This is a genomic window from Bordetella hinzii LMG 13501 (genome assembly GCF_001548475.1).
In the GTDB taxonomy this organism is placed as follows: domain Bacteria; phylum Pseudomonadota; class Gammaproteobacteria; order Burkholderiales; family Burkholderiaceae_B; genus Bordetella; species Bordetella hinzii.
In genome coordinates this window covers 128,480-154,659 of the sequence record NZ_LRUJ01000005.1, presented here as the reverse complement: position 1 = coordinate 154,659, position 26,180 = coordinate 128,480, and the positions used below count along the sequence as shown (strand labels likewise).

General features: G+C 65.9%; 24 protein-coding genes and 1 tRNA gene. 16 read left to right on the top strand and 9 right to left on the bottom strand.

All coding sequences use genetic code 11. The annotated features are described in order from the left end of the window. Window positions 1-94 precede the first annotated feature (94 nt). Together lpxC and AXA74_RS05455 are read left to right on the top strand one after the other, a co-directional pair. The gene (gene lpxC, locus AXA74_RS05460) at window positions 95-1,018 is read left to right on the top strand and encodes a UDP-3-O-acyl-N-acetylglucosamine deacetylase (protein ID WP_029578504.1); all 924 of its coding nucleotides are present in this window, start codon (window positions 95-97) and stop codon (window positions 1,016-1,018) included. Between the two features lie 80 nt (window positions 1,019-1,098). Continuing rightward, window positions 1,099-1,305, top strand: a complete 207-nt coding sequence (locus AXA74_RS05455; protein ID WP_029578505.1) for a hypothetical protein — start codon at window positions 1,099-1,101, stop codon at window positions 1,303-1,305. A gap of 25 nt (window positions 1,306-1,330) precedes the next feature. On the opposite strand, the gene AXA74_RS05450 is transcribed toward AXA74_RS05455, so the two are convergent. Beyond that, a complete protein-coding gene (locus AXA74_RS05450; protein ID WP_029578506.1) occupies window positions 1,331-1,741 on the bottom strand; it encodes a flagellar hook-length control protein FliK in 411 nt (136 codons plus the stop codon). A gap of 126 nt (window positions 1,742-1,867) precedes the next feature. Between AXA74_RS05450 and AXA74_RS05445 the strand changes: the two genes are divergently transcribed. The 3 genes from AXA74_RS05445 to AXA74_RS05435 all read left to right on the top strand — a co-directional run bounded on the left by AXA74_RS05445 (window position 1,868) and on the right by AXA74_RS05435 (window position 6,450). Further along, entirely contained in the window at window positions 1,868-2,848 is a 981-nt protein-coding gene (locus AXA74_RS05445) for a M23 family metallopeptidase (RefSeq protein ID WP_029578507.1), read from the top strand. A gap of 154 nt (window positions 2,849-3,002) precedes the next feature. Next, entirely contained in the window at window positions 3,003-5,735 is a 2,733-nt protein-coding gene (secA, locus tag AXA74_RS05440; protein ID WP_032979173.1) for a preprotein translocase subunit SecA, read from the top strand. 1 nt (window position 5,736) lies between these two features. Next, on the top strand, window positions 5,737-6,450 hold the full coding sequence (locus AXA74_RS05435) for a VOC family protein (protein ID WP_032956915.1): 714 nt from the start codon (window positions 5,737-5,739) through the stop codon (window positions 6,448-6,450). A 23-nt stretch (window positions 6,451-6,473) separates the two neighbouring features. On the opposite strand, the gene AXA74_RS05430 is transcribed toward AXA74_RS05435, so the two are convergent. Further along, on the bottom strand, window positions 6,474-6,989 hold the full coding sequence (locus AXA74_RS05430; protein WP_029578510.1) for a DUF1993 domain-containing protein: 516 nt from the start codon (window positions 6,987-6,989) through the stop codon (window positions 6,474-6,476). A gap of 124 nt (window positions 6,990-7,113) precedes the next feature. Here AXA74_RS05430 and AXA74_RS05425 point away from each other — a divergent pair, with 124 nt between their 5' ends. After that, window positions 7,114-8,079: a tripartite tricarboxylate transporter substrate binding protein gene (locus AXA74_RS05425; RefSeq protein WP_029578511.1), complete on the top strand. Its 966-nt coding sequence runs from the start codon at window positions 7,114-7,116 to the stop codon at window positions 8,077-8,079. Here AXA74_RS05425 and AXA74_RS05420 read toward each other — a convergent pair. Continuing rightward, entirely contained in the window at window positions 8,063-8,632 is a 570-nt protein-coding gene (locus AXA74_RS05420) for a cysteine dioxygenase family protein (RefSeq protein ID WP_230588833.1), read from the bottom strand. The genes AXA74_RS05425 and AXA74_RS05420 overlap by 17 nt on opposite strands. Before the next feature lie 206 nt (window positions 8,633-8,838). Here AXA74_RS05420 and AXA74_RS05415 point away from each other — a divergent pair, with 206 nt between their 5' ends. Together AXA74_RS05415 and AXA74_RS05410 are read left to right on the top strand one after the other, a co-directional pair. Then, entirely contained in the window at window positions 8,839-9,297 is a 459-nt protein-coding gene (locus tag AXA74_RS05415; protein ID WP_032959639.1) for an Lrp/AsnC family transcriptional regulator, read from the top strand. Window positions 9,298-9,456: 159 nt separating this feature from the next. Next, window positions 9,457-10,053 (top strand): gamma-glutamylcyclotransferase, encoded by a 597-nt coding sequence (locus AXA74_RS05410; protein WP_029578514.1) that lies wholly within the window; start codon window positions 9,457-9,459, stop codon window positions 10,051-10,053. A gap of 12 nt (window positions 10,054-10,065) precedes the next feature. Here the strand turns inward: AXA74_RS05410 and pagP are convergent, their stop codons facing one another. The 4 genes from pagP to AXA74_RS05390 form a co-directional block, all read right to left on the bottom strand. Continuing rightward, entirely contained in the window at window positions 10,066-10,611 is a 546-nt protein-coding gene (gene pagP / locus AXA74_RS05405; RefSeq protein WP_032959640.1) for a lipid IV(A) palmitoyltransferase PagP, read from the bottom strand. 83 nt (window positions 10,612-10,694) lie between these two features. Continuing rightward, window positions 10,695-12,164 (bottom strand): magnesium transporter, encoded by a 1,470-nt coding sequence (gene mgtE / locus AXA74_RS05400; RefSeq protein WP_029578516.1) that lies wholly within the window; start codon window positions 12,162-12,164, stop codon window positions 10,695-10,697. Between the two features lie 12 nt (window positions 12,165-12,176). After that, window positions 12,177-12,581 carry an acyl-CoA thioesterase gene (locus AXA74_RS05395; protein WP_029578517.1) on the bottom strand — a complete coding sequence of 135 codons (405 nt, stop codon included), beginning with the start codon at window positions 12,579-12,581 and terminating at the stop codon, window positions 12,177-12,179. 80 nt (window positions 12,582-12,661) lie between these two features. After that, on the bottom strand, window positions 12,662-13,699 hold the full coding sequence (locus tag AXA74_RS05390; RefSeq protein WP_029578518.1) for a YeiH family protein: 1,038 nt from the start codon (window positions 13,697-13,699) through the stop codon (window positions 12,662-12,664). Window positions 13,700-13,802: 103 nt separating this feature from the next. On the opposite strand from AXA74_RS05390, the gene AXA74_RS05385 reads away from it, so the two are divergent. Further along, a complete protein-coding gene (locus AXA74_RS05385) occupies window positions 13,803-14,681 on the top strand; it encodes a LysR family transcriptional regulator (protein WP_029578519.1) in 879 nt (292 codons plus the stop codon). On the opposite strand, the gene AXA74_RS05380 is transcribed toward AXA74_RS05385, so the two are convergent. Next, entirely contained in the window at window positions 14,666-15,883 is a 1,218-nt protein-coding gene (locus tag AXA74_RS05380) for a M20 aminoacylase family protein (RefSeq protein ID WP_029578520.1), read from the bottom strand. The genes AXA74_RS05385 and AXA74_RS05380 overlap by 16 nt on opposite strands. Window positions 15,884-15,961: 78 nt before the next feature. Between AXA74_RS05380 and AXA74_RS05375 the strand changes: the two genes are divergently transcribed. Then, window positions 15,962-17,647: an AMP-binding protein gene (locus AXA74_RS05375; RefSeq protein ID WP_185844225.1), complete on the top strand. Its 1,686-nt coding sequence runs from the start codon at window positions 15,962-15,964 to the stop codon at window positions 17,645-17,647. A 31-nt stretch (window positions 17,648-17,678) separates the two neighbouring features. Here AXA74_RS05375 and AXA74_RS05370 read toward each other — a convergent pair whose 3' ends face one another. Then, window positions 17,679-18,551 (bottom strand): inositol monophosphatase family protein, encoded by an 873-nt coding sequence (locus AXA74_RS05370; RefSeq protein ID WP_029578522.1) that lies wholly within the window; start codon window positions 18,549-18,551, stop codon window positions 17,679-17,681. A 115-nt stretch (window positions 18,552-18,666) separates the two neighbouring features. On the opposite strand from AXA74_RS05370, the gene mnmC reads away from it, so the two are divergent. The 6 genes from mnmC (at window position 18,667) to AXA74_RS05340 (ending at window position 25,871) form a co-directional block, all read left to right on the top strand. Further along, window positions 18,667-20,508: an FAD-dependent 5-carboxymethylaminomethyl-2-thiouridine(34) oxidoreductase MnmC gene (mnmC, locus tag AXA74_RS05365; protein ID WP_126623623.1), complete on the top strand. Its 1,842-nt coding sequence runs from the start codon at window positions 18,667-18,669 to the stop codon at window positions 20,506-20,508. 245 nt (window positions 20,509-20,753) lie between these two features. Continuing rightward, complete coding sequence (locus tag AXA74_RS05360; RefSeq protein ID WP_032979170.1) at window positions 20,754-22,979, top strand: glycoside hydrolase family 31 protein; 2,226 nt, start codon at window positions 20,754-20,756, stop codon at window positions 22,977-22,979. Window positions 22,980-23,143: 164 nt separating this feature from the next. Then, window positions 23,144-24,232, top strand: a complete 1,089-nt coding sequence (locus AXA74_RS05355) for a methionine ABC transporter ATP-binding protein (RefSeq protein WP_029578525.1) — start codon at window positions 23,144-23,146, stop codon at window positions 24,230-24,232. Next, window positions 24,189-24,842 (top strand): methionine ABC transporter permease, encoded by a 654-nt coding sequence (locus tag AXA74_RS05350; protein WP_029578526.1) that lies wholly within the window; start codon window positions 24,189-24,191, stop codon window positions 24,840-24,842. The genes AXA74_RS05355 and AXA74_RS05350 overlap by 44 nt, the downstream gene beginning before the upstream one ends. Before the next feature lie 41 nt (window positions 24,843-24,883). Beyond that, the gene (locus AXA74_RS05345; RefSeq protein WP_029578527.1) at window positions 24,884-25,681 is read left to right on the top strand and encodes a MetQ/NlpA family ABC transporter substrate-binding protein; all 798 of its coding nucleotides are present in this window, start codon (window positions 24,884-24,886) and stop codon (window positions 25,679-25,681) included. A 114-nt stretch (window positions 25,682-25,795) separates the two neighbouring features. Further along, a tRNA-Lys gene (locus tag AXA74_RS05340) sits at window positions 25,796-25,871 on the top strand. Window positions 25,872-26,180 lie beyond the last annotated feature (309 nt).

Genomic DNA, 26,180 nt, shown 5'->3' with positions numbered 1-26,180 from the left:
CCACGGGGTTACAATGGAACTATCAAGCCGAGGGTATTCCTATTCCTGATATTGGGAAGACCGCTCCGGCCGGCTGGTCATAAAAGCACCAATTATGTTTCGACAGCGCACCATACAAAATCTCGTCCGCACGACTGGCGTCGGCGTCCACTCCGGACGGCGGGTCGAGCTGACGCTGCGCCCCGCGCAGCCCAACACGGGCATCGTGTTCCACCGCGTCGACCTGCCTCAAGTGGTCGATCTTCCCGCTCAGGCGACTGGGGTGGGCGATACCCGCATGGCTTCGGTCCTGCAGCAGGGCAATGTGCGCGTCTCCACCGTCGAGCACCTGATGTCCGCCCTGGCGGGCCTGGGCATCGACAACCTCCATGTCGATCTGACGGCCGAAGAAGTGCCGATCATGGACGGCAGCGCCGCCACCTTCGTGTATCTGCTGCGCTCGGCCGGCATCGTCGAACAGAACGCGCCCAAGCAATTCATCCGCGTGCTCAAGCCCATCGAGGTGCGCGAGGGCGAGGGCCGCAACGAAAAATGGGCCCGCCTGGAGCCGCATGAAGGCTTCGCGCTGGCCTTTTCCATCGATTTCCGCCATCCGGCCATCGATTCGACCGCCAATTTCGCGGAGATCGATTTCGCCACCCATTCGTATGTGCGCGAGATCGCCCGCGCCCGTACCTTCGGCTTCGTCAATGAAGTCGAGGCCCTGCGCTCCATGGGCCTGGCGCGCGGCGGCAGCCTGGACAACGCCATCGTGATGGACGAATACCGCGTCCTGAACAGCGACGGGCTGCGCTACGACGACGAGTTCGTCAAGCACAAGATCCTCGATGCCATCGGCGACCTCTATCTGCTGGGCAAGCCGCTGGTGGCGCGCTATGTGGCGCAGAAATCCGGCCACGCGCTGAACAACCAGCTGGCCCGCGCCCTGCTCCAGCAGCAAGACGCCTGGGAACTGGTGACCTATGAATCGCAGGCGGAGGCGCCGCAGGCCTTCCGTCACGAATGGAAGCTGGCCTGAGCCGGCTTTCCGTTCCATCCGGGCCCCGGCGGCTCGGCACCAGGGGCCCGTCAAGGGCCCTTGGCTTTTGAGGGGGCATCATGCTGCGCCTGTCCTGGCCTTGGCTTTTGACCGTCCTATTGAGTGCTTGCGCGGCCGGCGATACCGCAGGCGGCATACGCATCGCGGACGCGCCCAGGGCGGTCAATCGCTTCTTCAGCGAGTTCGATGGCATGGTCGATGACGCCAATCGCGCCATCAACCATTCCTTGAACCCCGATGCCTCCGTCCAGGGAGCTCGCCCGTAGTCCGAGGATTGGCGCGAGGGACGTATCAGCCCTTGGCTTTATGGTGACGTAGCAACTTGGACACGGCATCCGCCAGGGGCCCCGGGCTCAGGTGCTGCTGCAGGTCTTCAAACGCCTTGAGGGCCACATCGCCCAGCGGTACCGCTTCTTTCGGGGGACGGGGTGCGCGTTGTCCAGGGCGCGGCATCCCGGCTTGAATGCGAACGCTAATTTCGTTAAGGTTCCAGCCTTGCGAGGAAAGTGTCTGCGCGATGCGCGGGGCCATCTGACGCAATTTGGCCGCATGCGCCGGCCCAGGGACCGCCAGCTGCAAACGTTGATTTTCCAGCTTGGCGACCACGCAGACCGCGCCCAATGCCGGCGGCAGCACCGCTGCCACCGCCTGCTGGATCTGCAAATGCGCCCGCGCCGTCGCCAGGACGCCGGCGCCGCGCATATCGTGACCCAGCCAGCCCAGAGCGGTACGTTCGCCGGGCTTGCTGGTCGAGGAACGCGAGCGGGATGAAGGTTGTCTATTCATGCCGTTCAATAATAATAGGATGCAACCTTGAAGGTAGTGATTATGCATGCCCGGGCTGGGCAGGACCGGCATTTCACCGTCGGCGGTGGGCGTCTGGCCTTGCTCATGGGGCTGGCCTTGCTGGCGGCCGCCATGTTCGGCGCGGGTATGCAGCGCTTGTTGTTCGGCGCGTCGGCCTCGCCCTACACCGTGGATTGGCCTTCGTATGCGCGCTCGCAAGCCAACCGCGATGCCGATTTCCTGCGCGAAAACGTCAATATGCTGGCCTCCAAGGTGGGCATGTTGCAGGCCAAGCTCGTCAGCATAGACGGCCTGGGGCGCCGTGTGGCCGAGATCGCCGGCCTGCAATATACGGGCGGCGAGGCCGCCGCCCCGGCCCCGCTCGAAGAAGCCACCCATGTCATGGACGATCTGTTCACCGATCGCCAGCCGCCCACGCCCGAGTCGGCCGAGGCCCTGGGCCGCCAGCTGGATGATATCCAGGCGCGCATGGCCGAGCAGGCCGACAACCTCAAGCTGCTGGATGCGGCGCTGACCAGCCATTCGGCCGAGCAGGCCCGCGTGCCGACGGCCATGCCCATCAAGGATTATCCCTATCTGAGCTCTTCCTACGGCTGGCGGCGCAACCCCGTGACGGGGCGCTATGCCATGCACGAAGGGCTGGACTTCTCCGCCCCGCCCGGCACGCCCATCCTGGCGGCCTCCGGCGGCGTGGTGCTGCTGGCCAAGGGCCAGCCCGGCTACGGCAACATGGTCGAGATCGATCACGGCAATGGCCTGATCACCCGTTATGCCCATGCCTCGCGTCTACTGGTCAAGGCCGGCGACGTGGTCGAGCGCGGCCAGGAAGTGGCCCGCGTCGGCTCGTCGGGCCGCTCCACCGGCCCGCACCTGCACTTCGAGGTGCGCCTGGCGGGCCAGCCGCTGGATCCGCGTCTCTTCCTGGGATCGCAGAATCCCGTCGCGCCCGTCGTGGCCCAAGCCCAGCAGGGCAAGGGCGCCGCCACCCCCGCTGCTCCCTGAGATGCTCGGCCGCGTTCGCGGCAGCGCTCCAGTGCGTTAAACTGGATTGTTTCCTAGCGGGGGCTCCCGCTTAACCATACACAGATAATATCGGCATGGGCGTGGCCGCCGCGTAGCTTGCGGGTGCCGCGCCCCGTGGCCGTCCACGACACGCATGGTTTCTCTGCTCAAAAAACTCATCGGCAGCCGCAACGACCGGCTGCTCAAGCAGTACCGCAAGTTGGTCGTCCAGATCAACAATCTTGAGCCCCAGATCGCCACCCTCTCCGACGAGGCGCTGCAGGCCAAGACGCAGGAATTCCGTGACCGCCACGCCAAGGGCAGCTCGCTGGATGACTTGCTGCCCGAGGCTTTCGCCGTCGTGCGCGAGGCGGGCAAGCGTGTGTTCGGCATGCGCCACTTCGACGTCCAGCTGCTGGGCGGCATAGCGCTGCACAACGGCAAGATCGCCGAAATGCGCACCGGTGAAGGCAAGACGCTCATGGCCACCTTGCCCGTCTACCTGAACGCCATCGCGGGCAAGGGTGTGCACGTGGTGACGGTCAACGATTACCTGGCCCGCCGCGACGCCGAGTGGATGGGGCGCCTGTACCGCTATCTGGGCATGAGCACCGGGGTGGTCGTGCCGCAGCAGCCCAACGAAGAAAAGATCGCTGCCTACCGGGCCGACATCACGTACGGCACCAATAACGAATTCGGTTTCGATTACCTGCGCGACAACATGGAGTATCGCGTCGAGGACCGGCGCCAGCGCGGGCTGAACTACGCCATCGTCGACGAAGTGGACTCCATCCTGATCGACGAAGCGCGCACGCCGTTGATCATCTCCGGGCAGGCCGAAGACCATACCGAGCTTTATGTGCGCATGAATGCCGTGCCGCCGCTGCTCAAGCGCATGGCCGGCGAGCCCAAGCCGCATGAGCCCGAGCCCGAAGGCGACTACTGGGTCGACGAAAAGAGCCAGCAGGTCTATCTGTCTGAATCCGGCCACGAGAGCGCCGAGAAGATTCTTTCGCGGGTCGGCCTGCTGCCCGAGGGCGAATCGCTATACGACCCGCGGCATATCGCCCTGATGCACCACCTGATGGTGGCGCTGCGCGCGCACACGCTGTTCTTCCGCGACCAGCAGTATGTGATCCAGGACGGCGAAGTCGTCATCGTCGACGAGTTCACCGGTCGCCTCATGGTGGGCCGCCGCTGGTCCGATGGCCTGCACCAGGCCGTCGAAGCCAAGGAGGGCGTCAAGATCCAGCATGAGAACCAGACGCTGGCGTCCATCACCTTCCAGAACTATTTCCGCATGTACGAGAAGCTCTCGGGCATGACGGGTACCGCTGACACCGAGGCTTATGAATTCCAGGAAATCTACACCCTGGAAACGGTCATCATCCCGACCAACAAGCCGATGCAGCGCAAGGACCAGAACGACCAGGTCTTCAAGACCAACCAAGAGAAGTACAACGCCATCCTCAACGACATCCGCGACTGCCATGAGCGCGGCCAGCCCGTGCTGGTGGGGACCACCAGCATCGAGAACTCGGAGCTGCTCTCCGGCCTGCTGAAGCAGGCCAAGCTGCCGCATGAGGTGCTCAATGCCAAGCAGCATGCCCGCGAAGCCGAGATCGTGGCAGAGGCCGGCAAGCCGGGCCATATCACCATCGCCACCAATATGGCCGGCCGCGGCACCGACATCGTTCTGGGCGGCAGCGTCGACAAGCAGATCGACCTGATCCATGCCGACGAATCGCTCAGCGAGGCGGAAAAGACCTCCCGTATCGAGAAGGTGCGCCAGGAATGGAAGCCGCTGAACGAGCGCGTCAAGGCCGCCGGCGGCCTGCGCATCATCGGCACCGAGCGGCACGAGTCGCGCCGTATCGACAACCAGCTGCGCGGCCGTGCCGGCCGCCAGGGCGATCCGGGTTCTTCGCGTTTTTATCTGTCGCTGGAAGATCCGCTGATGCGCATCTTCGCCGGCGACCGCGTGCGCGCCATCATGGAGCGCCTGAAACTGCCCGAGGGCGAACCCATCGAGGCGGGCATGGTGACCCGCTCCATCGAGACCGCCCAGCGCAAGGTCGAAGGCCGCAACTTCGACATCCGCAAGCAGCTGCTCGAGTATGACGATGTCGCCAACGACCAGCGCAAGGTGCTCTACGCGCAGCGCAACGAGGTGCTGGAGGCAAGCTCCATCGGCGCCTCGGTCGAAAGCCTGCGCGACGCGGCCGTGACCGAAGTGTTCCGTTCCTTCGTGCCGGCCGAGTCGGTCGAGGAACAGTGGGATATCCCCGGGCTGCAGAAGGCCTTGGCGGGCGATTGGCAATTGCAGCTGCCGTTGGCCGAGATGGTGCAGTCCGAGCCCAACCTGACCGACGAAGAACTGCTTGAGCGCGTGCTGCAGGCCGCCCGCGACGTGCACCGCGCCAAGGTCGAACTCGTTGGGGCGGAGTCCTGGGCCCAGTTCGAGCGTTCCATCATGCTCCAGGCCATCGACACGCATTGGCGCGAGCATCTGTCGGCGCTGGACTACCTGCGCCAAGGCATTCATCTGCGCGGCTACGCCCAGAAGAATCCCAAGCAGGAATACAAGCGCGAGGCGTTCGAGCTCTTCTCGGGCATGTTGGACCGCATCCGCGACGATGTCGTGCGCGTGGTCATGACGGTGCGCGTGCAGTCGACCGAACAGGTCGAGCAGGCCGAGGCCGAAGCGGCGCAACCGCATGTGCAGAACGTCCAGTACCACCATTCTGACTACGACGAAGCGCTTGCCAGCGATGCGCCCGCGGGCCAGGAGCCGGTGCGCAACGTCGTGCCCAAGGTGGGCCGCAACGATCCTTGCCCTTGCGGCAGCGGCAAGAAGTACAAGCAGTGCCACGGCAAGCTGACCTGATATGCAGCGCGGCCCGACGGCATTCGATCATGCGGTCATCATGGTGCGCGACCGCCTGGAAGCGCTCGCGCCGCATTATGAGCGCCAGGGCTTCCGGCTGAGCGACAAGGCGGTGCACAACCTCGGTTCGTGCAACCAGCTCATCGTTCTGGACGATACCTATATCGAGCTGCTCGGCTGGCCGCCGGGCGCGCCGCCGGCGCGCAAGGAAATCGCCGACTCGCCGCTGGGGCTGGAAGCCCTGGTGTTCCGCAGCGATGATGCCGAAGCAACCTATGAACGTCTGAGGCAGGCCGGTTTCGCCGTCAATCCCGTGCAGGAATTGACGCGCATGGCCCGCGTGGGCGGCCGCGAGATGCCGGCGCGTTTCCATACCGTGCGTTTTGCCGAGCAGCCCATCCCTGGTTTCCGCATGTATTTCTGCCGGCACCTGACGCCCGAGTGCGTCTGGGCGCCGGAGTTCATGGACCATCCCAATGGCGCGCGCCGCCTGGCGCGTATCGACGCTCGCGCGGCCGATGCCCAGGCCTTGGCCCGGCGCATGGCGCAGGTGGCCGATGCCGATGTCCAGGCCCAGGCGGACGGCTGGGACGTCGTGCTGGCCAATCTGCGCATCCATGTGGTCCAGGATGCCGCGGCGGCCACTCCCGCCTTGACCACGCTGACGCTGGCCGACCGCGACGGCTCGCAATATGTGCTGAATACCGGCATCTGAGGCGCCTGGCCGGCGCGGCGGACTCAGTTGGCCGCGTAAGGGCCCAGGTAATCGAGCTTGCCTATCTTGACCCCGGCATGCCGCAGCACATCGTAGGCCGTGGCCACATGGAAATAGAAGTTGGGCAGGGCAAAGGTGAACAGATAGGACGGGCCATTGAAGTTGGGCTGCAGCGCGCCCAGCTTGATGCTGATGCTGCGTCCTTCTGCGCCATCGAATTTGTCCGGCGCCACACTCTTGATATAGGCGATGGTGTCGGCGATGCGCTTGCGCAGCTCGTCCAGCGTGGACTCGGTGTCGGGAAAACTGGGGGCGGCCACGCCACTCAGCCGCTGGATGGCGAATTTGGACGTGTCGCTGGCACGCTGTATCTGGCCGGACAGCGGATACATATCTTCGGCCAGCCTGGCCTGGACCAGCATGGCGGGGTCCAGGCCTTCGGCCTGGGCGTGGGCTTCGGCCTTGTCCAGCAGACTGGCCAGAATGTTCAGGCCGCGCACGAAGACGGGGGCCGAAGCTTGATAAATCGAAATGGGCATATTGCCTCCTGGCCCGGGGTTAGCTTTACCATCTTAGCTCTACTCGCATCCCGGGCAAACATGCGGCGCCGGGCGCGGGCAGGCGTTGGGGGCCGAGCCCTTTGACCAGATCCAAGGAAGAACAATGAAGCTCAGGCAGATAGTGGGCGGCCTATGCGCCGCCGCGGCCCTGGTGACCGCGCAGGCGGCCCCGCAAAGGCCGCTGGTGCTCGTGGTGCCCTACCCGCCGGGCGGCAGCACCGACATCCTGGCCCGTATCATGCAGCCGCGCCTGTCCCAGGCCTTGGAAGGGCGTCCCGTCGTGGTGGAAAACCGCGCGGGCGCGGCCAGCCAGATCGCCACGGCTTTCGTGGCCCGGGCCGAGCCGGATGGCAACACGCTGCTGGTGAGTTTCGACAACCACGCCATCAATCCAGCCGTCAAACCCAACCTGCCTTATGACACCTTCAAGGACTTCACGGGGATCAGCCTGACCGTGCGCTTCCCCTTGGTGATCGGGGCCAATCCCAAGGTGCCGGGCGCCCACCTGGCCGAATTTCTGGCGGCGGCCCGCAAGGAGCCGGCCAATAAATACAACTATGCGTCCACGGGCGTCGGCTCCTTGAACCACCTTGCGCCGGAGGAGCTCAAGCAGCGCTCCAAGGTCGAACTGCTGCACGTGCCCTATGGCGGGGCGGGCCCGGCCGTGCAAGCGGTGGTGGGCGGGCAGGCCGACATGACCTGGTTGAGTTTCGCCGCCCTGCGCGGCCAGATCCAGGCCGGCAAGATCAAGCCCCTGGCCGTGGCCGGCGAAAAGCGCCTGCCCGACCTGCCGGGCGTGCCGACGGTGGCGGAATCCGGCTTCCCGGGCCTGGTGGCTTATTCGTGGAGCGGCATGTTCGCGCCGGCCGGCACACCGGCCCCGGTCATCAAGCAACTGACGGCGGCTTTCCAGACGGTGCTGAAGGACGCCGACGTCCGGCGCAAGCTGGAGGAGGCGGGTTTCGAAGTGGTGGGCTCGGACGGCCCGGCGCTGGACGCCTATGTGAAGAGGGAATTCCAGCGCTGGGATGCCTTCATCAAGGCCAGCCACATCAGCCTGGAGAACTGAGGCCCAGGGCGCTATCGACCGTGAGATTCACGCCCGTGGCGATGTCCGCCTGCGGCACGCCGTAGATATGCAGCGAAATCGCGGTCTGCGCCTCGGCATTGCCCAGGCGATGGATTTGCTGCAGGCCGGGCATGGCGGTAACGATTTCGCCGGGCCGGCGTAACTTGCCGCCGACCGGCTCGGCCTGCCCGCTGCGGGCGTTCCAGCGGTAGTGGCTTTCGCTCAGCTGGCCCTGGAGCACCCGGTAGGTGCACCAGGTCTTGTGCCCATGCACGGGGCTGAATTGTCCCTGGCGCCAGATGAGATAGGCAATGGTGAAACGGCCCTGCGGATCCGCGTAGGCGATGTGGCGGGTGTAATGGTCCGGATGGCCCTGGCGCAGCGCATCGGGCAGATAGGCCAGCATGCCATCGGCGGCCGCCACGCCTTCGGCCAGCTCCGCCAGGAGGCTGGCGGCCGCTTTTTGCGCGGCGTGATCGACGATGCGGCAAAGGTCGTTCAGCGGGCAGGCGCGGTCGGTCTGGAGCATGAGATCGGGCGTCGAAGGGGTCATAGCCTCTATGCTAGGGAGCTTGGCGGAGAAAGGTTTTGCCAATTCCTGGGTGGCCCAAGGGGTTTTTAGAAATTATTTTCCTGCTTCCGGGCGCGCCCCATGGTTGCAACGGCTGGACGCCGCCCCGGGGAAAAGGCAACATTGGGGCCGCCACCGCGACGGGCTTGCAGTCCCGGGTGTGGACGCTAATGGGGGAAAAACGCGCCGTGGACCAGACCGACATCAAGATTCTCAGCCTGCTTCAACAGGATGCCACCCGGTCGGTGGCGGAGATCGCCGAGCACGTGAATCTGTCGGTGACGCCATGCTGGCGCCGCATCCAGAAGCTCAAGGACGATGGTGTCATCGCCCGCAACGCCATCCTGCTGGATCCCGCCGCCCTGGGGTTGAATCTCACGGTTTTTGTCACCATCAAGACCAGCCAGCACAACGCCAAGTGGACCCAGGCCTTGATCAGTGCGGTGATGGCCTTGCCGAATGTGGTGGAATTCCATCGGATGGCGGGGGATATTGACTATCTGCTGAAGGTCGTCGTCGAGGACATGGCGGCTTACGACCGCTTTTACCGCCGCCTGATCGAAGCGGTCGACCTGCTGGATGTCAGCGCCAGTTTTTCGATGGAAGTCATCAAAAGTACGACGGAATTGCCGCTGCCCGGAGGGTGAACGCCGGCTGGAGAATTTTTTTTCAGCCAGGGCGGGGCGCGCGGATGAGATTTTTATTTCAGTGGCTTCCAATCCGCCAAGGTGGCAATGCATTTGCGCGGGCGCGGGCTTAGCATATCCCCCATCCTGACACGGCCGTCGCCGCCCGCATTCCCCGCCATGACGTTCTCTTCCTCGGCAGTCTGCGCCGAACCTGCTTCAGTCGACGACCTCCTGCTCGGCTGGAATGGCACCGAAGATCTCTGGGTGTTTGCCTACGGTTCGCTCATCTGGCGGCCGAACTTCAATTGGATGGAAAGGCGGCTGGCCACGGTGCGCGGCTATCACCGCTCGCTTTGCCTGTGGTCGCATGACCACCGCGGCTCGCCGGACCTCCCGGGCCTGGTGTTCGGCCTGGACCGGGGCGGCTGCTGCCGGGGCGTGGCCTATCGGATCGCCGCCGCGGACGTGGTGCCGACTTTCCGGATGCTGTGGGCGCGCGAGATGCTGCGAGGCGCCTATGTGCCCCGGTGGCTGAGTTGCGAGACCGACGAGAGCGCCGTGCGCGGCCTGGTGTTTCTGCTTAACCGCCGCTGCGGCGATTATGCGCGCGGCATTTCCGATGACCTGCTGCTGGACTCCGTGCGACGCGCGGTGGGCCAGTCCGGGCGTTGCCTCGACTACGTGGTGCAGACGGAGCAGGCCTTGCGCGAAAGCGGGATCGACGATGGGCGCCTGGGCGCGCTGGTGCGCAGGCTGGTGCAGGCGGCCGGCTGAGCCCGCCGGCACTCAGAAGTGCCAACGGCCGAAGACGAAGAGCACGTTGCCGTTGCCCTTGCCGCCCGGGATGTAGGTGGCGTAGAGCATGGCGTCTTTATAGCCCGCGCCGACCAGGGGCAGGATGCCCGGGAAGGGCACATAGCTCATGATGTCGTGGCGGGCGGTCAGGAACACCGTGTAGCCGGCGCCCAGGCGGAAGTTGTCGCTGAGCTTGCCGATTTTCAGGAAGCCATAGCCCGCCATGGGCTCGACCTTGCTGTGCGAGTCCAGAAAGGCGATGGCGTACAGGCCTTGCCAGTCCCCGTCCTCGTCGTAGATGCTGCGGCCCCAGCCGCCGCCCCAGGCCTTTTCATTGAAGGAGCGGATTTTCTCGGCGCTATACATCGAGCGGTTGTGCCAGGAATACCCGGTCACGTAGAGATCATTGCCGCCTTCGGTCCAGATCTGGTCCAGGCGCTGGCAGGCGGATTGGGCCCAGGATGGCAGGCTGTCACAGGCATGGGACAGCGCGGGCAGGCAGAGCACAAGGGCGGCGAAGAATTGGCGAAACGGGATGGGCACGACGGAAATACACGGAACGGATGACAAAATCGGTGCATCAAATGTACACCGGCCGGGCCCTGGCTCTTGTCGTGTTTTTACAGCAGAAAGATGGTCGCCAGCCCGAGAAAGATGAAAAAACCCAGGGAATCGGTCGCGAAAGTCAGCAGGACCGAAGAGCCGATGGCGGGGTCCTTGCCGAAACGGGCTCGGACCATGGGAACAAGCACGCCCACGCCCGCACCGACCAGCATGTTGCAGATCATGGCCGCCATCATCACCAAGGCAATGGACAGCGAGTCCGAAATGGCCCAGGCGAAGGCCGCGGCAACCAGGCTGCCGCACAGGCCGACCATGAGCGTGACCAGCATCTCGCGCTTGACCAGCTGCCAAATATTGCGTCCGGTGATACGGCCCACCGCCAGCGCGCGGATGATCATGGTCATCGTCTGGTTGCCGGAATTGCCGCCGATGCCGGCCACGATGGACATCAGGAAGGCCAGGATCACGATATGGCTGACCGTGCCCTCGAAACGCGAAGCCACGAAAGACGCCGTGGCGGCCGTACAGAGATTGAAGAGCAGCCAGGGCGCGCGGTTGCGCAAGGCCATGGACACCGGCGCGAAGATGTCTTCTTCTTGCAGGCCGGCGCGGGAGAGCGCCTGCTCCTGGGAGTCCTCGCGCATCACGTCCACCACGTCGGCGATGGTGACCCGGCCGATCAGGCGTCCCTGCTCGTCGGTGACGGGGGCGGACACGAGGTCGTAGCGCTCGAAGGCGCCCGCGGCGTCGGCATCGGAATCCAGCGGCCCCAGCGTGAGGTAGTCGGTATTCATGACCGAGCGGACCTCGGTTTCCGGTTCGCTGACCAGCAGCACCGCGATGGGCAGCACGCCCTGCAGCTTGTCCTGGCGGTCGACCACGAAGATCTGGTCGGTGTGGTCGGGCAGCTCGTGCAGGCGCCGGAGATAACGCAGCACGACTTCCAGCGAGACATCCTCGCGCACGCGGACCATCTCGAAGTCCATGATGGCGCCGACGCTGTCCTCGGGATAGCCCATGGCTTCGAGCAGTTGCGCGCGCTCTTCTTCGGTGAGGCCCTTCTGGACCTCGGCCACCACGTCGGGCGGCAGGTCGGGCGCCAAGTCGGCCAGCTCGTCGGCATCCATATTGCCGGTGGCGGCCACGAGATCCTGGCGGTCCATCGCCTCGATCAGCGACTCGCGGACCCAGTCTTCGACCTCCAGCAGCACATCGGCGTCGTGCTCGGGGCTGACCAGCTGCCAGACCTGCTGGCGCTCGTCCTTGGGCAGGGACTCCAGGATGAAGGCGATATCGGCCGGGTGCAGGCGGTTGATCAGCGTCTGCAATTCCACCTGCTGCTGCCGATGAACCAGGTCTTCGACCAGGCCGGCCTTGCGGTCGCCTTGTTCCTGGCGATGCACGAGGTCGAACACGACCTGCTGGCGCCGCAGGCACTCCTGGACTTCTTCGAGCGCGTGCTGGGCGTCTTCGGGATCCAGGCGGCGGGGCGTCGCGGGAGTCTTTTGCGCGGCGGACTGCGTCATGCGAATGTGGGCTCAGAGGGTGGGCAGCGGGCGGCTGCGGCGGGCCTCGTCGGTGGCGACGTAGGTGAGCGTGGCGTCGGTGACTTTGACGATTTCGGCGTCCAGCCGCTGGCGCTGCGCATAGACTTCGACTTCGACCGTGACGGACGTGGTCCCGGTCTTGACGACCTGGGCGTAGAAGCTCAGCAGGTCGCCGACGAAAACGGGTTTCTTGAACTGGAAGGCGTTGACGGCCACGGTAGCGACACGTCCCGCGGCGCGGCGCGCCGCCGGGATGGAGCCCGCGATATCGACTTGGGACATGATCCAGCCGCCAAACACATCGCCATGGATGTTGGCGTCGGCCGGCATCGGCATGACGCGCAAGACGGGCTCTCGGCCGGCAGGCAGGGTGGTGAACTGGGATTTGGTCGTCATGGCCGGCTCCTGATGGCGAACCGACCGATTATGCAGGAAAAAAGCGACCCGGGCGTGTTACGGGGACCCGGGGTCGGCGATCAGGCGGCCAGTTTGACGATGCCGTAGCCGCCGGCCAGCAGCCAGATGTACAGAATGAAGCCCAGCGCCAGCACGCGCGGGCCGGCCTTGCGGATTTGCGCAAAGCGGGTTTCGATGCCCAGGGCCGTCATGGCCATGGTGAGCACGAAGACATCCAGGCGGCGGATGGCGGTGACGAGTTCGGCGGGCAGGATATTGAGCGAGTTGACGATGGCAAGCGCGAGGAAGCCGACCGCAAACCAGGGCACCGGCAGGCGGCCGCCGCCGTGGGCGGACTCGCCGCTGCTGCGGCTGCGCAGCCACATGCCCAACACCAGCAGCACCGGCACCAGCAGGGCCACGCGGGTCATCTTCACGATGGTGGCGACTTCGGTCGTGGCCGGGTCGATATTGCTGGCCGCGCCGACGACCTGGGCGACCTCGTGTATGGTGCCGCCGATATAGATGCCCAGGGCCTGGGTATCGAAATCGAGCCAGCCGGCGTGGTAGGCCACCGGGTACAGGAACATGGACAGCGTCCCGAAGAGCACTACCGTGGCCACGGCCACGGCGCTCTTGTGGGGCGCGGCGCGCAGAGTGGGCTCGAAGGCGAGCACGGCCGCGGCGCCGCAGATGGCGCTGCCGGCCGAGGTCAGCATGGCGGTGTCGCGGTCCAGCCCCAGCAGCCGCTGGCCGACCACGGTGCCGATGACCAGGGTGCCCACGACCACGGCCACGGAGACCGCCAGGCCGGGCAGGCCGACGGCCATGATCTGCTGGATGCTGATGTTCAGCCCGTAGAAGGCCACCGCGATGCGCAACAGCCGCCGGGCGGTGAAATTGACGCCCACCCCCCAGTCCGCCGGCATGGTGCCGCGCAGGAAGTTGCCGTAAAGCATGCCGCACACGATGCCGACCACCAGCGGCGAGAAGCCCAGTTGCTTGATGGCGGGGATATCGGCCAGTTGCACGACGGCGCCGGCCATGAGGGCGACGAAAAGCACGCCGTTGAGCTTGTCGCGCCAGGGAGTGGGAGCGGGAAGGGCTGCGGTGGACATGGGTAGGGGATAACTAAATAACTGGAGGAAATATTACGGCCTTGCCAGTTATCTGAAAAATCTTTATTTTCTATATGTAATATAAGAATTTCCGATAGTTTCTATGACACCCGAGCAACTCCTGAGCTTTGCCTGTGTGGCCGACCTCGGCAATATCAGCCGCGCCGCGCAGCAGTTGCATCTGTCCCAGCCGGCGCTGTCAGGCCAGCTGCGCATGTTGCAGGAATGGTTTGGCGAGCCGTTGTATCGCCGCAGCGGGCACGGCATCGCCCTGACCGAGGCCGGCGAGCGCCTGGCCGCCCACGCCCGGCAACTGCGTCAGGTCTATGGGCAGGCGCGCGCCATGCGCGATGCCTGGCGCGGCCTGGAAACCGGATCCTTGCGCCTGGGCGGCAGCACGACGCCGGCCAGCTACCTGCTGCCTGCCCTGGTGGCGCAGTTCCGGGCGGACTACCCCTCGGTCAGTCTGCATCTGTCCGATGGCAACACCCGCCAGATCGTGGAGCGGCTGCCCCTGCTGGACCTGGCCTTCATTGAAGGGCAGGTGCCCGCCGGCCTGCCCGCCGACACCGAAGTCCATGCCTGGCGGCGCGACGAAGTCGTGGCCATCGTGCGCGCCGACCACGCGCTGGCGCGGCGCGGCAGCGCGACCCTGGCGGAACTGGCGGCGCTACCCCTGGTCATGCGCGAACCGGGCTCGGGCGTCAGGCGTCTGGTGGAACAGGCTTTTGAGCAGGCTGCGCTGCCCGTGGTGGCGGGTCTGGAGCTGGCCGGCGTGGAGGGCGTGAAGCAGGCCGTGCGCGCCGGGCTGGGCGTGGGTTTCGTGTCCGTGATGTCCATGCGCCACGAGGATGGCACCCTGGCCGCGCTGCGCATCGCGCCCGAGGCCATGACGCGCACACTGAGCATCCTGGTGCCGCACGCGCAAGCCTGCTCGCGCGCGGCACGGCGTTTCCTGGCCGCCTGTCAGGCGGCCGTCTGAGGCGCGGCCGGCTGCGCCAGCCACTTGAGCGCCAGTTGGCTCCAGTAGGTGGCACCCAGCGGGATCAGCTCATCATTGAAGTCATAGCTGCCGTTATGCAGCATGCAAGGGCCGGCGCCATGCCCGGCGTCGCGATGGTCGCCGCTGCCATTGCCTATCCAGACATAGCAGCCGGGTTTCTCCTGGAGCATGAACGCGAAGTCTTCCGCGCCCATGGTGGGCGTGACCTTGTCGAAGACATTGTCGCGGCCCACGATGTCGCGCATCACCTCGACCGCAAAGGCGGTCTCGGCGGCGTGATTGATGGTGGGCGGATAGTTGCGCATGAACTCGAACTCGAGGTCGCAATTCATGGCCGCGCAGGTATGCCGGGCGATTTCTTCCATGCGGCGCTCGATCAGGTCCAGGGTTTCCAGCGTGAACGTCCGGACGGTGCCGCGCATCTCGGCATCGTTGGGCACGACATTGTCGGCGCTGCCGGTATGGATCTGGGTGATGGACAGCACGGCGGCTTCGAGTGGCGCGCGGTTGCGCGTGATGATGGTCTGCAGGCTCTGGGCCAATTGCACCGCTGTCATGACCGGGTCCACCCCCAGATGGGGCATGCCGGCATGCGTGCCCTTGCCGGTGATGCGGATGACGAACTCGTTGGCCGAAGCCATGATGGGGCCGGCCGTGACGCCGAACTGGCCGGCGCGCATGCCGGGCCAGTTGTGCATGCCGAACACCGCGTCCATGGGGAAGCGGGTAAACAGGCCGTCGTCGATCATGCGCTTGGCGCCGCCGCCGCCCTCTTCGGCGGGCTGGAAGATGACATAGACCGTGCCGGCGAAATCCCGGTGCTGGGACAGATATCGCGCCGCGCCCAGCAGCATGGCCGTGTGGCCGTCATGGCCGCAGGCGTGCATCTTGCCGCTGTGCTGGCTGGCATGCGCGAAGGTGTTGACCTCCTGCATGGGCAGGGCGTCCAGGTCGGCGCGCAGGCCTACGGCGCGCGGCCCCGCCTGGTTGCCCTTGATGATGCCGACCACGCCCGTGCCGCCCAGGCCGCGATCGACTTCGATGCCCCAATCCTGCAGGCGCCGGGCCACCAGGTCGGCAGTGCGGAATTCTTCGAAAGCGAGTTCGGGATGCGCATGGATATCGCGCCTGAGCGCGGCGATCTCTTCGCGCCAGGCGAGGATGGGTTCGAGGATCTTCATGCGGGAATCTCTATGTAGGAGCAGGAACTTTTGAAGGGTATCATCAAACAAAAAACAAACTAAATGGAGGCAAACACCATGCTGCGACCCTGGCTCGCGCACTATCCGCAGGGCGTTCCCGCCGAGATCTCCACCGAACCCTATACCTCGCTGACCGACCTGCTGGACCAGGCTTGCCAACGCCATGCCGGGCGCATCGCCTGCACGGCCATGGGCAGCGATATCCGCTTTCGCCAGATCGACGAATGGGCGCGGGCCTTCGCCGCCTGGCTGCAGGCCCGCGGCTTGGACCGTGGCAGCCGGGTGGCCCTGATGATGCCCAACGTGCCGGCCTATCTGGTGGCGTTGCTGGGCACTTTCCGGGCCGGCATGGTGGTGGTCAACGTCAATCCGCTGTACAAGGCCGACGAACTGGAGCGACAGCTGCTCGACAGCGGCGCGGAGACTATCGTCATCCTGGAGAACTTCGCGGCCACCTTGCAGGCCGTGGGCAATCGCGGCGCGCTCAAGCACGTGGTGGTGGTGGGCCCCGGCGACTTGCTGGGCGGCCTGAAGGCGCCCTTGGTCAATTTCGCGGCGCGGCATATCAAGAAGCTGGTGCCGGCATGGCATGTGGATGGGGCGTGGCCGTGGTTGCGCGTCCTGCAGGAAGGCGCCCGCGGGGGCTTCTCGGCGCCGGCGCTGGGCATGAACGACCTGGCGGTGCTGCAATATACCGGCGGCACGACGGGCGTGCCCAAGGGGGCGATGCTGTCGCATGGCAATCTGGTTGCCAACGTCTTGCAGGTCGCCGCCATGGCGCGGCCGGTGCTGGGGGACCTGGGCGGTCCGCAGATGACGGTGATCAGCGCCTTGCCGCTTTATCATGTGTTCGCCCTGACGGTGTGCGGGCTGTTCGGCATGTACGCCGGCATGCGCAATCTGCTGATTATCAATCCCCGCGACCAGGCCGCCCTGATCGGGGCCTGGAAGCGCGCGCCGGTCAATGTCTTTCCGGGCGTCAACACCTTGTTCAACGCGCTGGCCGGCAATCCGGCTTTTGCCGCCCTGGATTTCTCCGGCCTGCGCCTGACCCTGGGCGGCGGCATGGCGGTGCAGCCTTCCGTGGCCGAGCGCTGGCTGCAGATCACCGGCCATCCCTTGATCGAAGGCTATGGCCTGTCGGAGACCTCGCCGGTGGCCACCGTCAATCCCACCGATTCGAGCGCGTATTCCGGGTCGATCGGCCTGCCGTTGCCTTCGACCGACGTGGCCATCCTGGACGACCAGGGCAATGAAGTGCCGCTGGGCGAACGCGGCGAAGTGGCGATACGCGGCCCCCAGGTGATGGTGGGCTATTGGCAGAAGCCGGAGGAGACCCGCCAGGTCATGACGGCCGACGGCTTCTTCCGCACGGGCGACATCGGGATCATGGACGAACGCGGCTATACGCGCATCGTCGACCGCAAGAAGGACATGATCGCGGTCTCGGGCTTCAAGGTCTATCCGAACGAGGTGGAGGCGGTCATCGCCGCTTGCCCGGGGGTCCAGGAATGCGCCGTGATCGGGGTGCCCGACGGGCATTCGGGCGAGGCGGTGCGCGCCTATGTCGTCAGGCGCGATCCTTCGGTCAGCGAAGCCGACATTCTCAAATGGTGCGAAAGCCGGTTGACCGGCTATAAGCGTCCGCGCGCCGTGATATTCCGCGATGAACTGCCCAAGAGCAACGTGGGCAAGATCCTGCGGCGTGAGCTGCGCGACGAGGTCTTGGCCGGCCGGGGATGAGCCCGCGCGCCCGGGAATGCCCCGGGCGCCTTCAGGCAGGCAGCTTCAGGTGGGGCGTGATCATGTCGTGCAAGGATTCGCACACGGCCGGATTGCCCGCCACCAGCCGGCCGGCGATCGGCCAGGGGTCCTGGCGGTCCATATCGCGGCAGACACCGCCGGCTTCGCGCACGATCAAGGTGCCCGCGGCGACATCCCAGGGCGCCAGGCCCATTTCCCAGTAGCCGTCATAGCGGCCGCAAGCCACCCAGGCCAGGTCCAGCGCCGCCGCGCCCATGCGGCGCACGCCGCGCACGCGGCAGATGGCGTCGTTGAGCATGGGCATGTATTCGGGAGCGAAGGAGAAATCTCGGAAGGGGAAGCCGGTGGCCAGCACGGCGTCTTCCAGGCGCGGCGTGCGCGAGCAGGAAATGCGCCGGCCATTGAGCCAGGAGCCGATGCCGTAGACGCCGGCGAACAGCTCTTCGCGATTGGGGTCGTAGACCACGCCGATCACGGGCGTGTCTTCTTGCAGGGGCGCGCCGGGCGAGGCCTGGGTGCCGGCATGCGCCACCAGGGCGATGGAGACGGCGTAATGCGGAATGCCGCTAAGGAAGTTGGTGGTGCCGTCCAGGGGGTCGATATACCAGGTCGCCGGGCCTTGGGCCGCGCCGCCGGTTTCCTCGGCGACAATACCGAAGGCCGGGCTGCGTTCGCGCAGGATTTCCAGGATGGCGGCCTCGGCTTCGCGGTCGGCCTGCGAGACGAGGTCGTTGCGGGCCTTGTGATCGATGATGAGGTCGCTGCGATGATGTGCGTACGACTGCAAGATGGCCGCGCCCGCGTGTGCCGCGCTCACCGCGATGTCAATGGCGGCGCCGAGATCGAGCATCGCCTTGGGGGAGAGAGTCTCTGAGCTATGCATGAGTCGAGTGTAAGCCCAGGCAACTCGGACGCTGTTTTTTCACGACAATTTAATCTTTTGGCGTGGTTTGAGGCCAACGCATTGCTGATGGGCGGACTGGATGTCCGCAAATTTCATGTCTTCCGCTTACATTCCTCTGACACCTGCGCTTACCGACCTGGACGATGACGGCCGTCTGTTCAGCCGCCAGTACGGCGATGTCTATAACGGCCCCACCGATGCATTGGGCCAGGCGCGGGCCGTGTTTCTGCAGGGCAATGGCCTGCCGCAGCGCTGGCGCGGGCGCGAGTCCTTCACGGTGTGCGAAACCGGGTTCGGCCTGGGGACCAATTTTCTGGCGCTCTGGCAGGCCTGGCGGGAGGATCCGGCGCGTTGCGGCCGCTTGCACATGCTGTCCATCGAGGGGCATCCCTTTTCGCGGGAGGCCTATCGCGGCTTGTGCGAGAGCCAGGTGCCCCAGGCCCTGCGCGGCCTGGCGCGTGAACTGGCCGGGCAATGGCCGGCGCTGCTGCCCGGCCTGCACCGGCTGGAGTTCGAGTCCGGGGCGGTCACGCTGACCCTGGCCTTCGGCACCATCGAGCAGATGGTCCCGCGTGTGTCGGCCTGCGTGGATGCCTTTTTCCTGGACGGCTTCGCGCCCAAGGTGAATCCCGCCATGTGGGAGCCGGCCCTGCTGCGCCGTCTGCTGCGCCTGGGCCATGCCCAGGCCACCCTGGCGACCTGGAGCAGCGCCGGTTCCGTGCGCCGGGCCTTGCAGGAGGCCGGTTTCGAAATCGAGCGCGTGCCCGGGTTCGGCGGCAAGCATCACATGACGGTGGGGCGCCGCGCCGCCTGGGCGGCCAGGCATGCTCCCCGGCCCGTGCAAGCGCCGCGCCAGCCCGTGATTGTGGTCGGCGCCGGGCTGGCGGGCGCCGGCGTGGCCCATGCCCTGGCCCTGCGCGGCCTGGATGTCAACCTGGTGGCCGAGCCGGCCGCCGCGCATGGCGGGCATCTGGCCGCCGCCCTGACCCCGGTGCTGGCCCGCGACGACAATCCCCGGGCCCGGTTGGCGCGCGCGGGCAGCCAGCGCGCGGTGCGCCGCTGGACGGGGCTGGCGGCCGTGCGCAAGGTGGGTACGCTGCACCTGGAGCGCGACGCGGGGCGCACCGCGGACCTGGCCGAAACCCTGCGCATTCTGGCCTTGCCGCCGGAGTGGGTGCGCGAAGTGGGGCGCGAGGAAGCCGCGGCGCTGGCGGGCCTGCCGGTGGCGCGCGGCGGGCTGTACTTCGGCGACGGCCTGCTGGTGCGTCCGCAGGCACTGATCGACGCCCTGCTGGCCCGGCCGGCGATCACGCGCATCGCCGGGCGCGTGGCCCGGCTGGTCCGCGGCGCCCACGCCTGGCAGGCCTTGGACGCCGAGGGTCAGCTTATCGCGGAAGGGGAGCAGATCGTGCTGGCCAACGCCTTGGGCGCGCGGACCGTCCTGCAGGACAGCGGGCTGCTCGACGGCCTGCCTCGCCTGACGCAGATGCATGCCTTGGCAGGAGAGGTCAGCCATATACCCGCCGCGCTGCTTGGCGGCGGGCCCCACTGCATCATCGCCGGAGAGGGGTATCTCCTGCCCGCCGTCGAGGGTTGTTGCGTGGCGGGCAGCACCTATGTCCACGGCGCGTCGGCCAGCGAGATCAGCCGCGCGGGCCGGCAAGCCAACCTGGACAAGGTGGCGGGGCTGCTGGGCGATCCACTGGTCGCGCTGCCGGACGCCCTGTCCGGCTGGGCCGGCTGGCGGGCCGTGTTGCCCGGCCGGCTGCCGGCGGTGGGCGAGCTGCCGCAAGCTCCCGGCATCAGCCTGGCCACCGGCTATGCTTCCCGCGGCTTGAGCTGGTCGGCGCTCATGGGGGACGTGATCGCGGCGCGGCTTTGCGGCGAACCCCTGCCGCTGGAGACCGATTTGCTGGCCTCGATCGCCCCGCGTTGAGCGGGGATATGTCGTTATTTAGGGAAAATTAAAAGCCGTTAATGGATTTTTGTTCCCGATTTGCCCTCAAAAAGCCATCCTGGGCGTAGAGTGAATACGTACTCGCAACGCCGCTTGCCGGCGGATGGTGGCGCCCGGCCGAAATACGACTTCAAGGGCGAAACAGGGACCGAGTTTATTTCGGGGGCCAAATCCGTCAAAATAACGACTTTTATTGGTTTTTGGCTAAAGCCGGGGGATGCTCTGTGCCGCCGAAGTACGACTTTGCTCATACTAACCAACTCGATACCATCGAGTTGCTGACATCCCGCTCCAGCCGCATTGACTTTGACGCAGGCGGTGGCTTGCATCTAGTGGTCGAGGCGCATGCGCCGGGCGTCTTTCGCCTGCGCGGTGGCGAGGCAAGTCTGTTGACGGACGACAAACCCGGCGCGCGGGCGCGCGCCGTGGCGGAAATGCTGCTGGCGCGCCAGGAGGCAGTCGGCGAGGCGACGATCGCGCCGCGTGACGACGCCCAAGGCTGGCGCATCACCCAGGGCGACGTGTCCTTGGAACTGCGCACGGATCCCTTGCGGCTGGCCCTGTATCGCGGCGAGACCGAGGTCCTCGCTTCCTCGCTGTCTCCGCACAATCCGCCTTTCGGGCATAACGCCCTGGACGAGGCCGACGAAGCGGTGTGGACGGTGGCTTTCGCGCTGCGCGATGGCGAGGCTGTCTATGGCCTGGGCGAAACGCCGGGCGACCTGAACCGCCGCCAGGAATCCGTGGTTTCGGATGATCCCGAGCACCGCGCCCTGCCGCTGGCCTGGAGCCCCCGCGGCTGGGGCGTCTACGCCAATACCGTGCGCCGTGTGGAACATAGCGTGGGCGTGGCGCCGGACGAGGACAGCTACGTGCTGACGCTGGATGACCCGGTGCTCGACGTGTTTCTGTTCGCCGGCGACCCCGCTGAAATCCTCAACCAGTATTCCGCGCTGACCGGCCGCGCCGGCCAGCCTGTGCTCTGGGCCATGGGCGCCTGGCTGCAGCAGGCGGCGGGCCAGATGCCGGCCGAGACGGCCGCGCTGGTCGAGCAATTCCGCGCCCAGCAGGTGGCGCTGGACGCCGTGACGCTGGCCTTGCCCGCCGCCTGGGGTTTCCAGGCGGATAAATCCGCCATCGAATGGGACGCCCCGCGTTTTCCGGATGCGCGCCAGACGCTGGCGCTGTTCCATAAGCTGCATGCGCACGTCGCCGGCCATGGCTTTCCGGCCGTGCTCAAGCACACCCCGCTTTTCGAAGAGCTCGAGGACCGCGGTTGGCTGCTGACGCGCGACGACGGCAGCGCGCAGGTCTTTGACGGCAATGACGCCACGGCAGGCCAGCCTTACGGCCTGCTGGACCTGACCTACCGCGATGCCTATGCCCTCTGGGTCGAACGCCATCGGCAATTGGTCGACGACGGCCTGGACACGCCGGCCTGCAATGCCCAGATCGCCATCCCCGACGGCGTGTCGGCGCGCAACGGCGAGACCGGCCCGGCGCTGCGCACGATCTACCCGCTGTTGGCGCGCCGCGCCCTGTTCGACGCGGTGGCGGGGCACAAGGTGCCGCCCGAGGGCGTGGTGCCCAGCACCGACCTGTTTCCGGCCGCCCAGCGCCTGCCCTGGCAGTCCGGGCCGCAGGTGAGCAACGATTGGGCGGGCCTGCAGCACACCTTGCGCACCGCGTTGTCGATAGGCGCCAGCGGGCTTCCGGTCCAGGTGCACAACCTTGGGTCGGCCACGGCCAGCCTGGAGGGCATGACCCCCGAGCTGTATGTGCGCTGGCTGACCGCCAATGTGTTCTCCGCCAACTTCAGCTTCCAGGGCGTGCCGGGGCTGCTGCCCTGGGCTTTCGGCCCGGAGACGCTGGCGCACGTCCAGACCTGGATGCAATGGCGCTATCGTCTTATCCCCTATGTGCTGGGGGCGATCGAGGACGCCGCGCGCACCGGCCTGCCGGTGCAGCGTTCGATGGCGATGTCTTTCCCGAACGACCCCGACGCCCATGCCTGGGATCTGCAATACCTGCTGGGCCCGGCCCTGCTGGTGGCGCCCATACTGGAGCCGGGCGGCAAGGTGCGCGTGTATCTGCCCAAGGGCGAGGCCTGGTGGGATCTGAACACCGGCCACCGCTACGAGGGCGGCACGACGTGGACGCTGGACTGTGGCCTGGGCCAGTTCCCGGTGTTCGGCCGCGAGGGGCATATGCTCTGCCTGGGGCCGGTGGCCCAGCATACGGGCGAGTTCAATTCGGCCCGCATCCTCGATGAAGTCTGGATGTTTGGCATGCCGGTCCACAACCCGGTCGTCATGCGGAATAAAATCCGCGTGATGCAGATGCAGGGCTCCAGTTACATCAAGGGGCTGGAAGGCCTGCGCATCCTGCCGTCCGAAGGCCTGGAAGTGAAGCGGCGTGGGGCGGAAGTGCGCATTTCCCGAGCCCGCTGATCCGATACCGGCCCTGTGGCCGGTCTCTTTCCGACGGTTTCCTCCTGACCCGATCCGCGCCCGTGCGTGGTTCGGGTCTACGTCCTTCTATATAACCATTGGTTATTAAAAGAGGAATAAACAGTCGTTCTCTTCAGAAGGGCGGCAAGACAAAATCACATGCCATGATTCATATCCAAAATCTATCCAAGACCTATGCCACGCCGCATGGCCGCTTCGAGGCCTTGCGGGGCATCGACCTGCTGATCGAGCAGGGCGAGGTCTTTGGCATTATTGGGCCCAGCGGCGCCGGCAAGAGCACGCTGGTCCAGTGCATCAACCTGCTGGAGCGCCCGGACCAGGGCGCCATCAGCATAGGCGGCCAGGAACTCACCGGCCTGACCGAAGCCCAGCTGCGCAGCCAGCGCCGCCGCATCGGCATGGTGTTCCAGGGCTTCAATCTGCTGTCGCGCCGCACGGTCTACGGCAACGTGGCCCTGCCCCTGGAAATCGCCGGCGTGCCGCGCCAGGACATCCCGGCCAAGGTCGAGCGCCTGCTCGCCCTGGTCGGGCTGGAGCATCTGCGCGACCGCTATCCCAGCCAGATTTCCGGCGGGCAGAAGCAGCGCGTGGGCATCGCGCGCGCCCTGGCCAATGACCCGGACGTGTTGCTCAGCGACGAAGCCACCTCGGCGCTGGACCCCGAAACCACGCACAACATCCTGGCGCTGCTGCGCGACATCAATCGCAAGACGGGGGTGACCGTCGTGATGATCACGCACCAGATGGAAGTGGTGCGCGAAATCTGCGACCGCGTGGCCGTGCTGTCGCACGGACAGGTCGTCGAGATCGGCCGCACCCAGGATGTCTTCGCTTCGCCCAAGCATGAGGTGACCCGGGCCATGGTGTCGGCGGCCACGGCATCCGACCTGACCGAGGGCACGCTGGCCGTGGTGCGCGAGCGCATCGCCGCCGAGGCCGCCGCCCGGCCGGGCAGCGCCGTGCGCCTGTGGCGCCTGTCGCTGACGGGCAAAAACGCGGGCGGCGCCTTGATTTCCGATCTCGCGCGCGAGCACGCGCTGGATATCAGCCTCATCCAGGCCCGTGTGGATGACATCCAGGGCGTGGCCGTCGGCACGCTGTTCGTATTGGCGCAAGGCGCGCCGCAGGCGGTCCAGGGCGCGCTCGCCGCGCTGGCCGACCATGACATCACCATAGAAGAAATTGCCCATGAGCCCGCAACTGATCGATCTGCTTATCACGTCGCTGCTTGAGACCCTGCTGATGGTCGGCGTGGCGGGCGGCATCGCCGTCCTGGTCGGCATCCCCCTGGGTGTCACCCTCATCGTCACCGGCCGCGGGGCGCTCTTGCAGAACCTGTCCGTCAACCATGTGCTGGGCGTCATCATCAACGCCACGCGCTCGGTGCCTTTTGTCATCCTGATGGTGGCCATCATCCCGTTTACCCGCTGGGTGGCCCAGACCTCCATCGGCACCACCGCCGCCATCGTGCCCCTGTCGGTCGCGGCCATTCCTTTCATGGCCCGTATCGCCGAGAACGCCATGCGCGAAGTCGACCCGGGCCTGATCACCGCGGCCCGCGCCATGGGCGCCAGCCCCCTGCAGATCATCTGCAAAGTCCTGCTGCCCGAAGCCTTGCCGGGCCTGGTCGCCGCCACCATCGTGACCATCGTCAGCCTCATCGGCTACTCGGCCATGGCCGGGGCCATCGGCGGCGGCGGCCTGGGCGACCTGGGCATCCGCTATGGCTACCAGCGCTTCCTGCCCGAAGTCATGCTGGCCGTCGTGCTGGTCCTGATCATCCTCGTGCAAGCCGTACAGAGTTTTGGCGATTGGCTGGTGCGGCGCATGTCGCATCGCTGATCATGGCTTTTCCCTTCTCGTCTACCGGAACCCATCGCAATATGAGCATCAAGTTTCTCAAGTCCCTGGCCACCCTTGCCCTGGGTGCCGCCGTGCTGGCCCAGCCCGCCCTGGCCCAGGATAAGCCGCTGAAGATCGGCGTGACCGCCGGCCCGCACGCGCAGATCTTCGAAGTGGTCAAGCAAGAGGCCGCCAAGCAAGGCCTGAAGCTGCAGGTGATCGAATTCACCGACTACGTCCAGCCCAACGTGGCCCTGGCCGCCGGCGACCTGGACGCCAACAGCTACCAACACCAGCCCTATCTGGACAACGCCAACGCCGACCGCAAATACGGCCTGGTCAGCGTCGCCAAGACCGTGATCTTCCCGATCGGCATCTACAGCAAGAAAGTGAAATCGCTGGACGCGCTCCAGAACGGCGCGCGCATCGGCATCCCCAACGACCCGACCAATGGCGGCCGCGCCTTGCTGCTGCTGCAGTCCAAGGGCCTGATCAAACTGCGTCCGGAAGCCGGCCTGAAGGCCACCCCCATCGACGTGGTCGAAAATCCCAAGAAACTGCGCTTCATCGAACTCGATGCCGCCCAGCTGCCGCGTTCGCTGGATGACACCGACGCCTCCGCCGTGAACACCAACTTCGCCCTGGAAGCCGGCCTGGATCCGGCCAAGGACGCCATCGCCCAAGAAGCGCCGGACTCGCCCTATGCCAACGTGCTGGTCGTGCGGGGCGCCGACAAGGATCGCCCCGAGATCAAGAAACTGATCGGCATCTACCAAAGCGACGCCACCAAGCAGTTCATCCTGCAAAAGTACAAGGGCGCCGTCATCGCCGCCTGGTAATCCCGCGCGACCCGCCGCTTGCCGGCCACCCCGTCCCTGAGGCGGGGTTTTTCTTGCCCGCAAGCCGTCTTTTGACAAAAGGGCCGGCATCGGCCATAATTTCGGGCTTCGGTCGGGTCGTTAGCTCAGTCGGTAGAGCAGCGGACTTTTAATCCGTTGGTCGCGCGTTCGAGTCGCGCACGACCCACCACCAAATCTTGCTCCAGGCGCCTTGTCCCAGGCAGCCTAGAGCGGCAAAAAACGCCATACATGTTTCATGTGTGGCGTTTTTGCTTTTGTGCGCCGGTCATCAAAAGCGGGTTTGATTTTGGGCATATTGCCGGTCAGCCCCGGGAGAGTGGGTCCCCCGTCCAGTTCAGATTAGAAGGATCCCTATATTGACAAAAATACCTTGTCACTAAATAAATAGTTTCAATTAATCATAATTAAAGAGAAATCTGTCCTACGGTGCATTACAATGCTGCCTTCCCGAGGCCTAGCACGCCAGAACGTTCCGGGA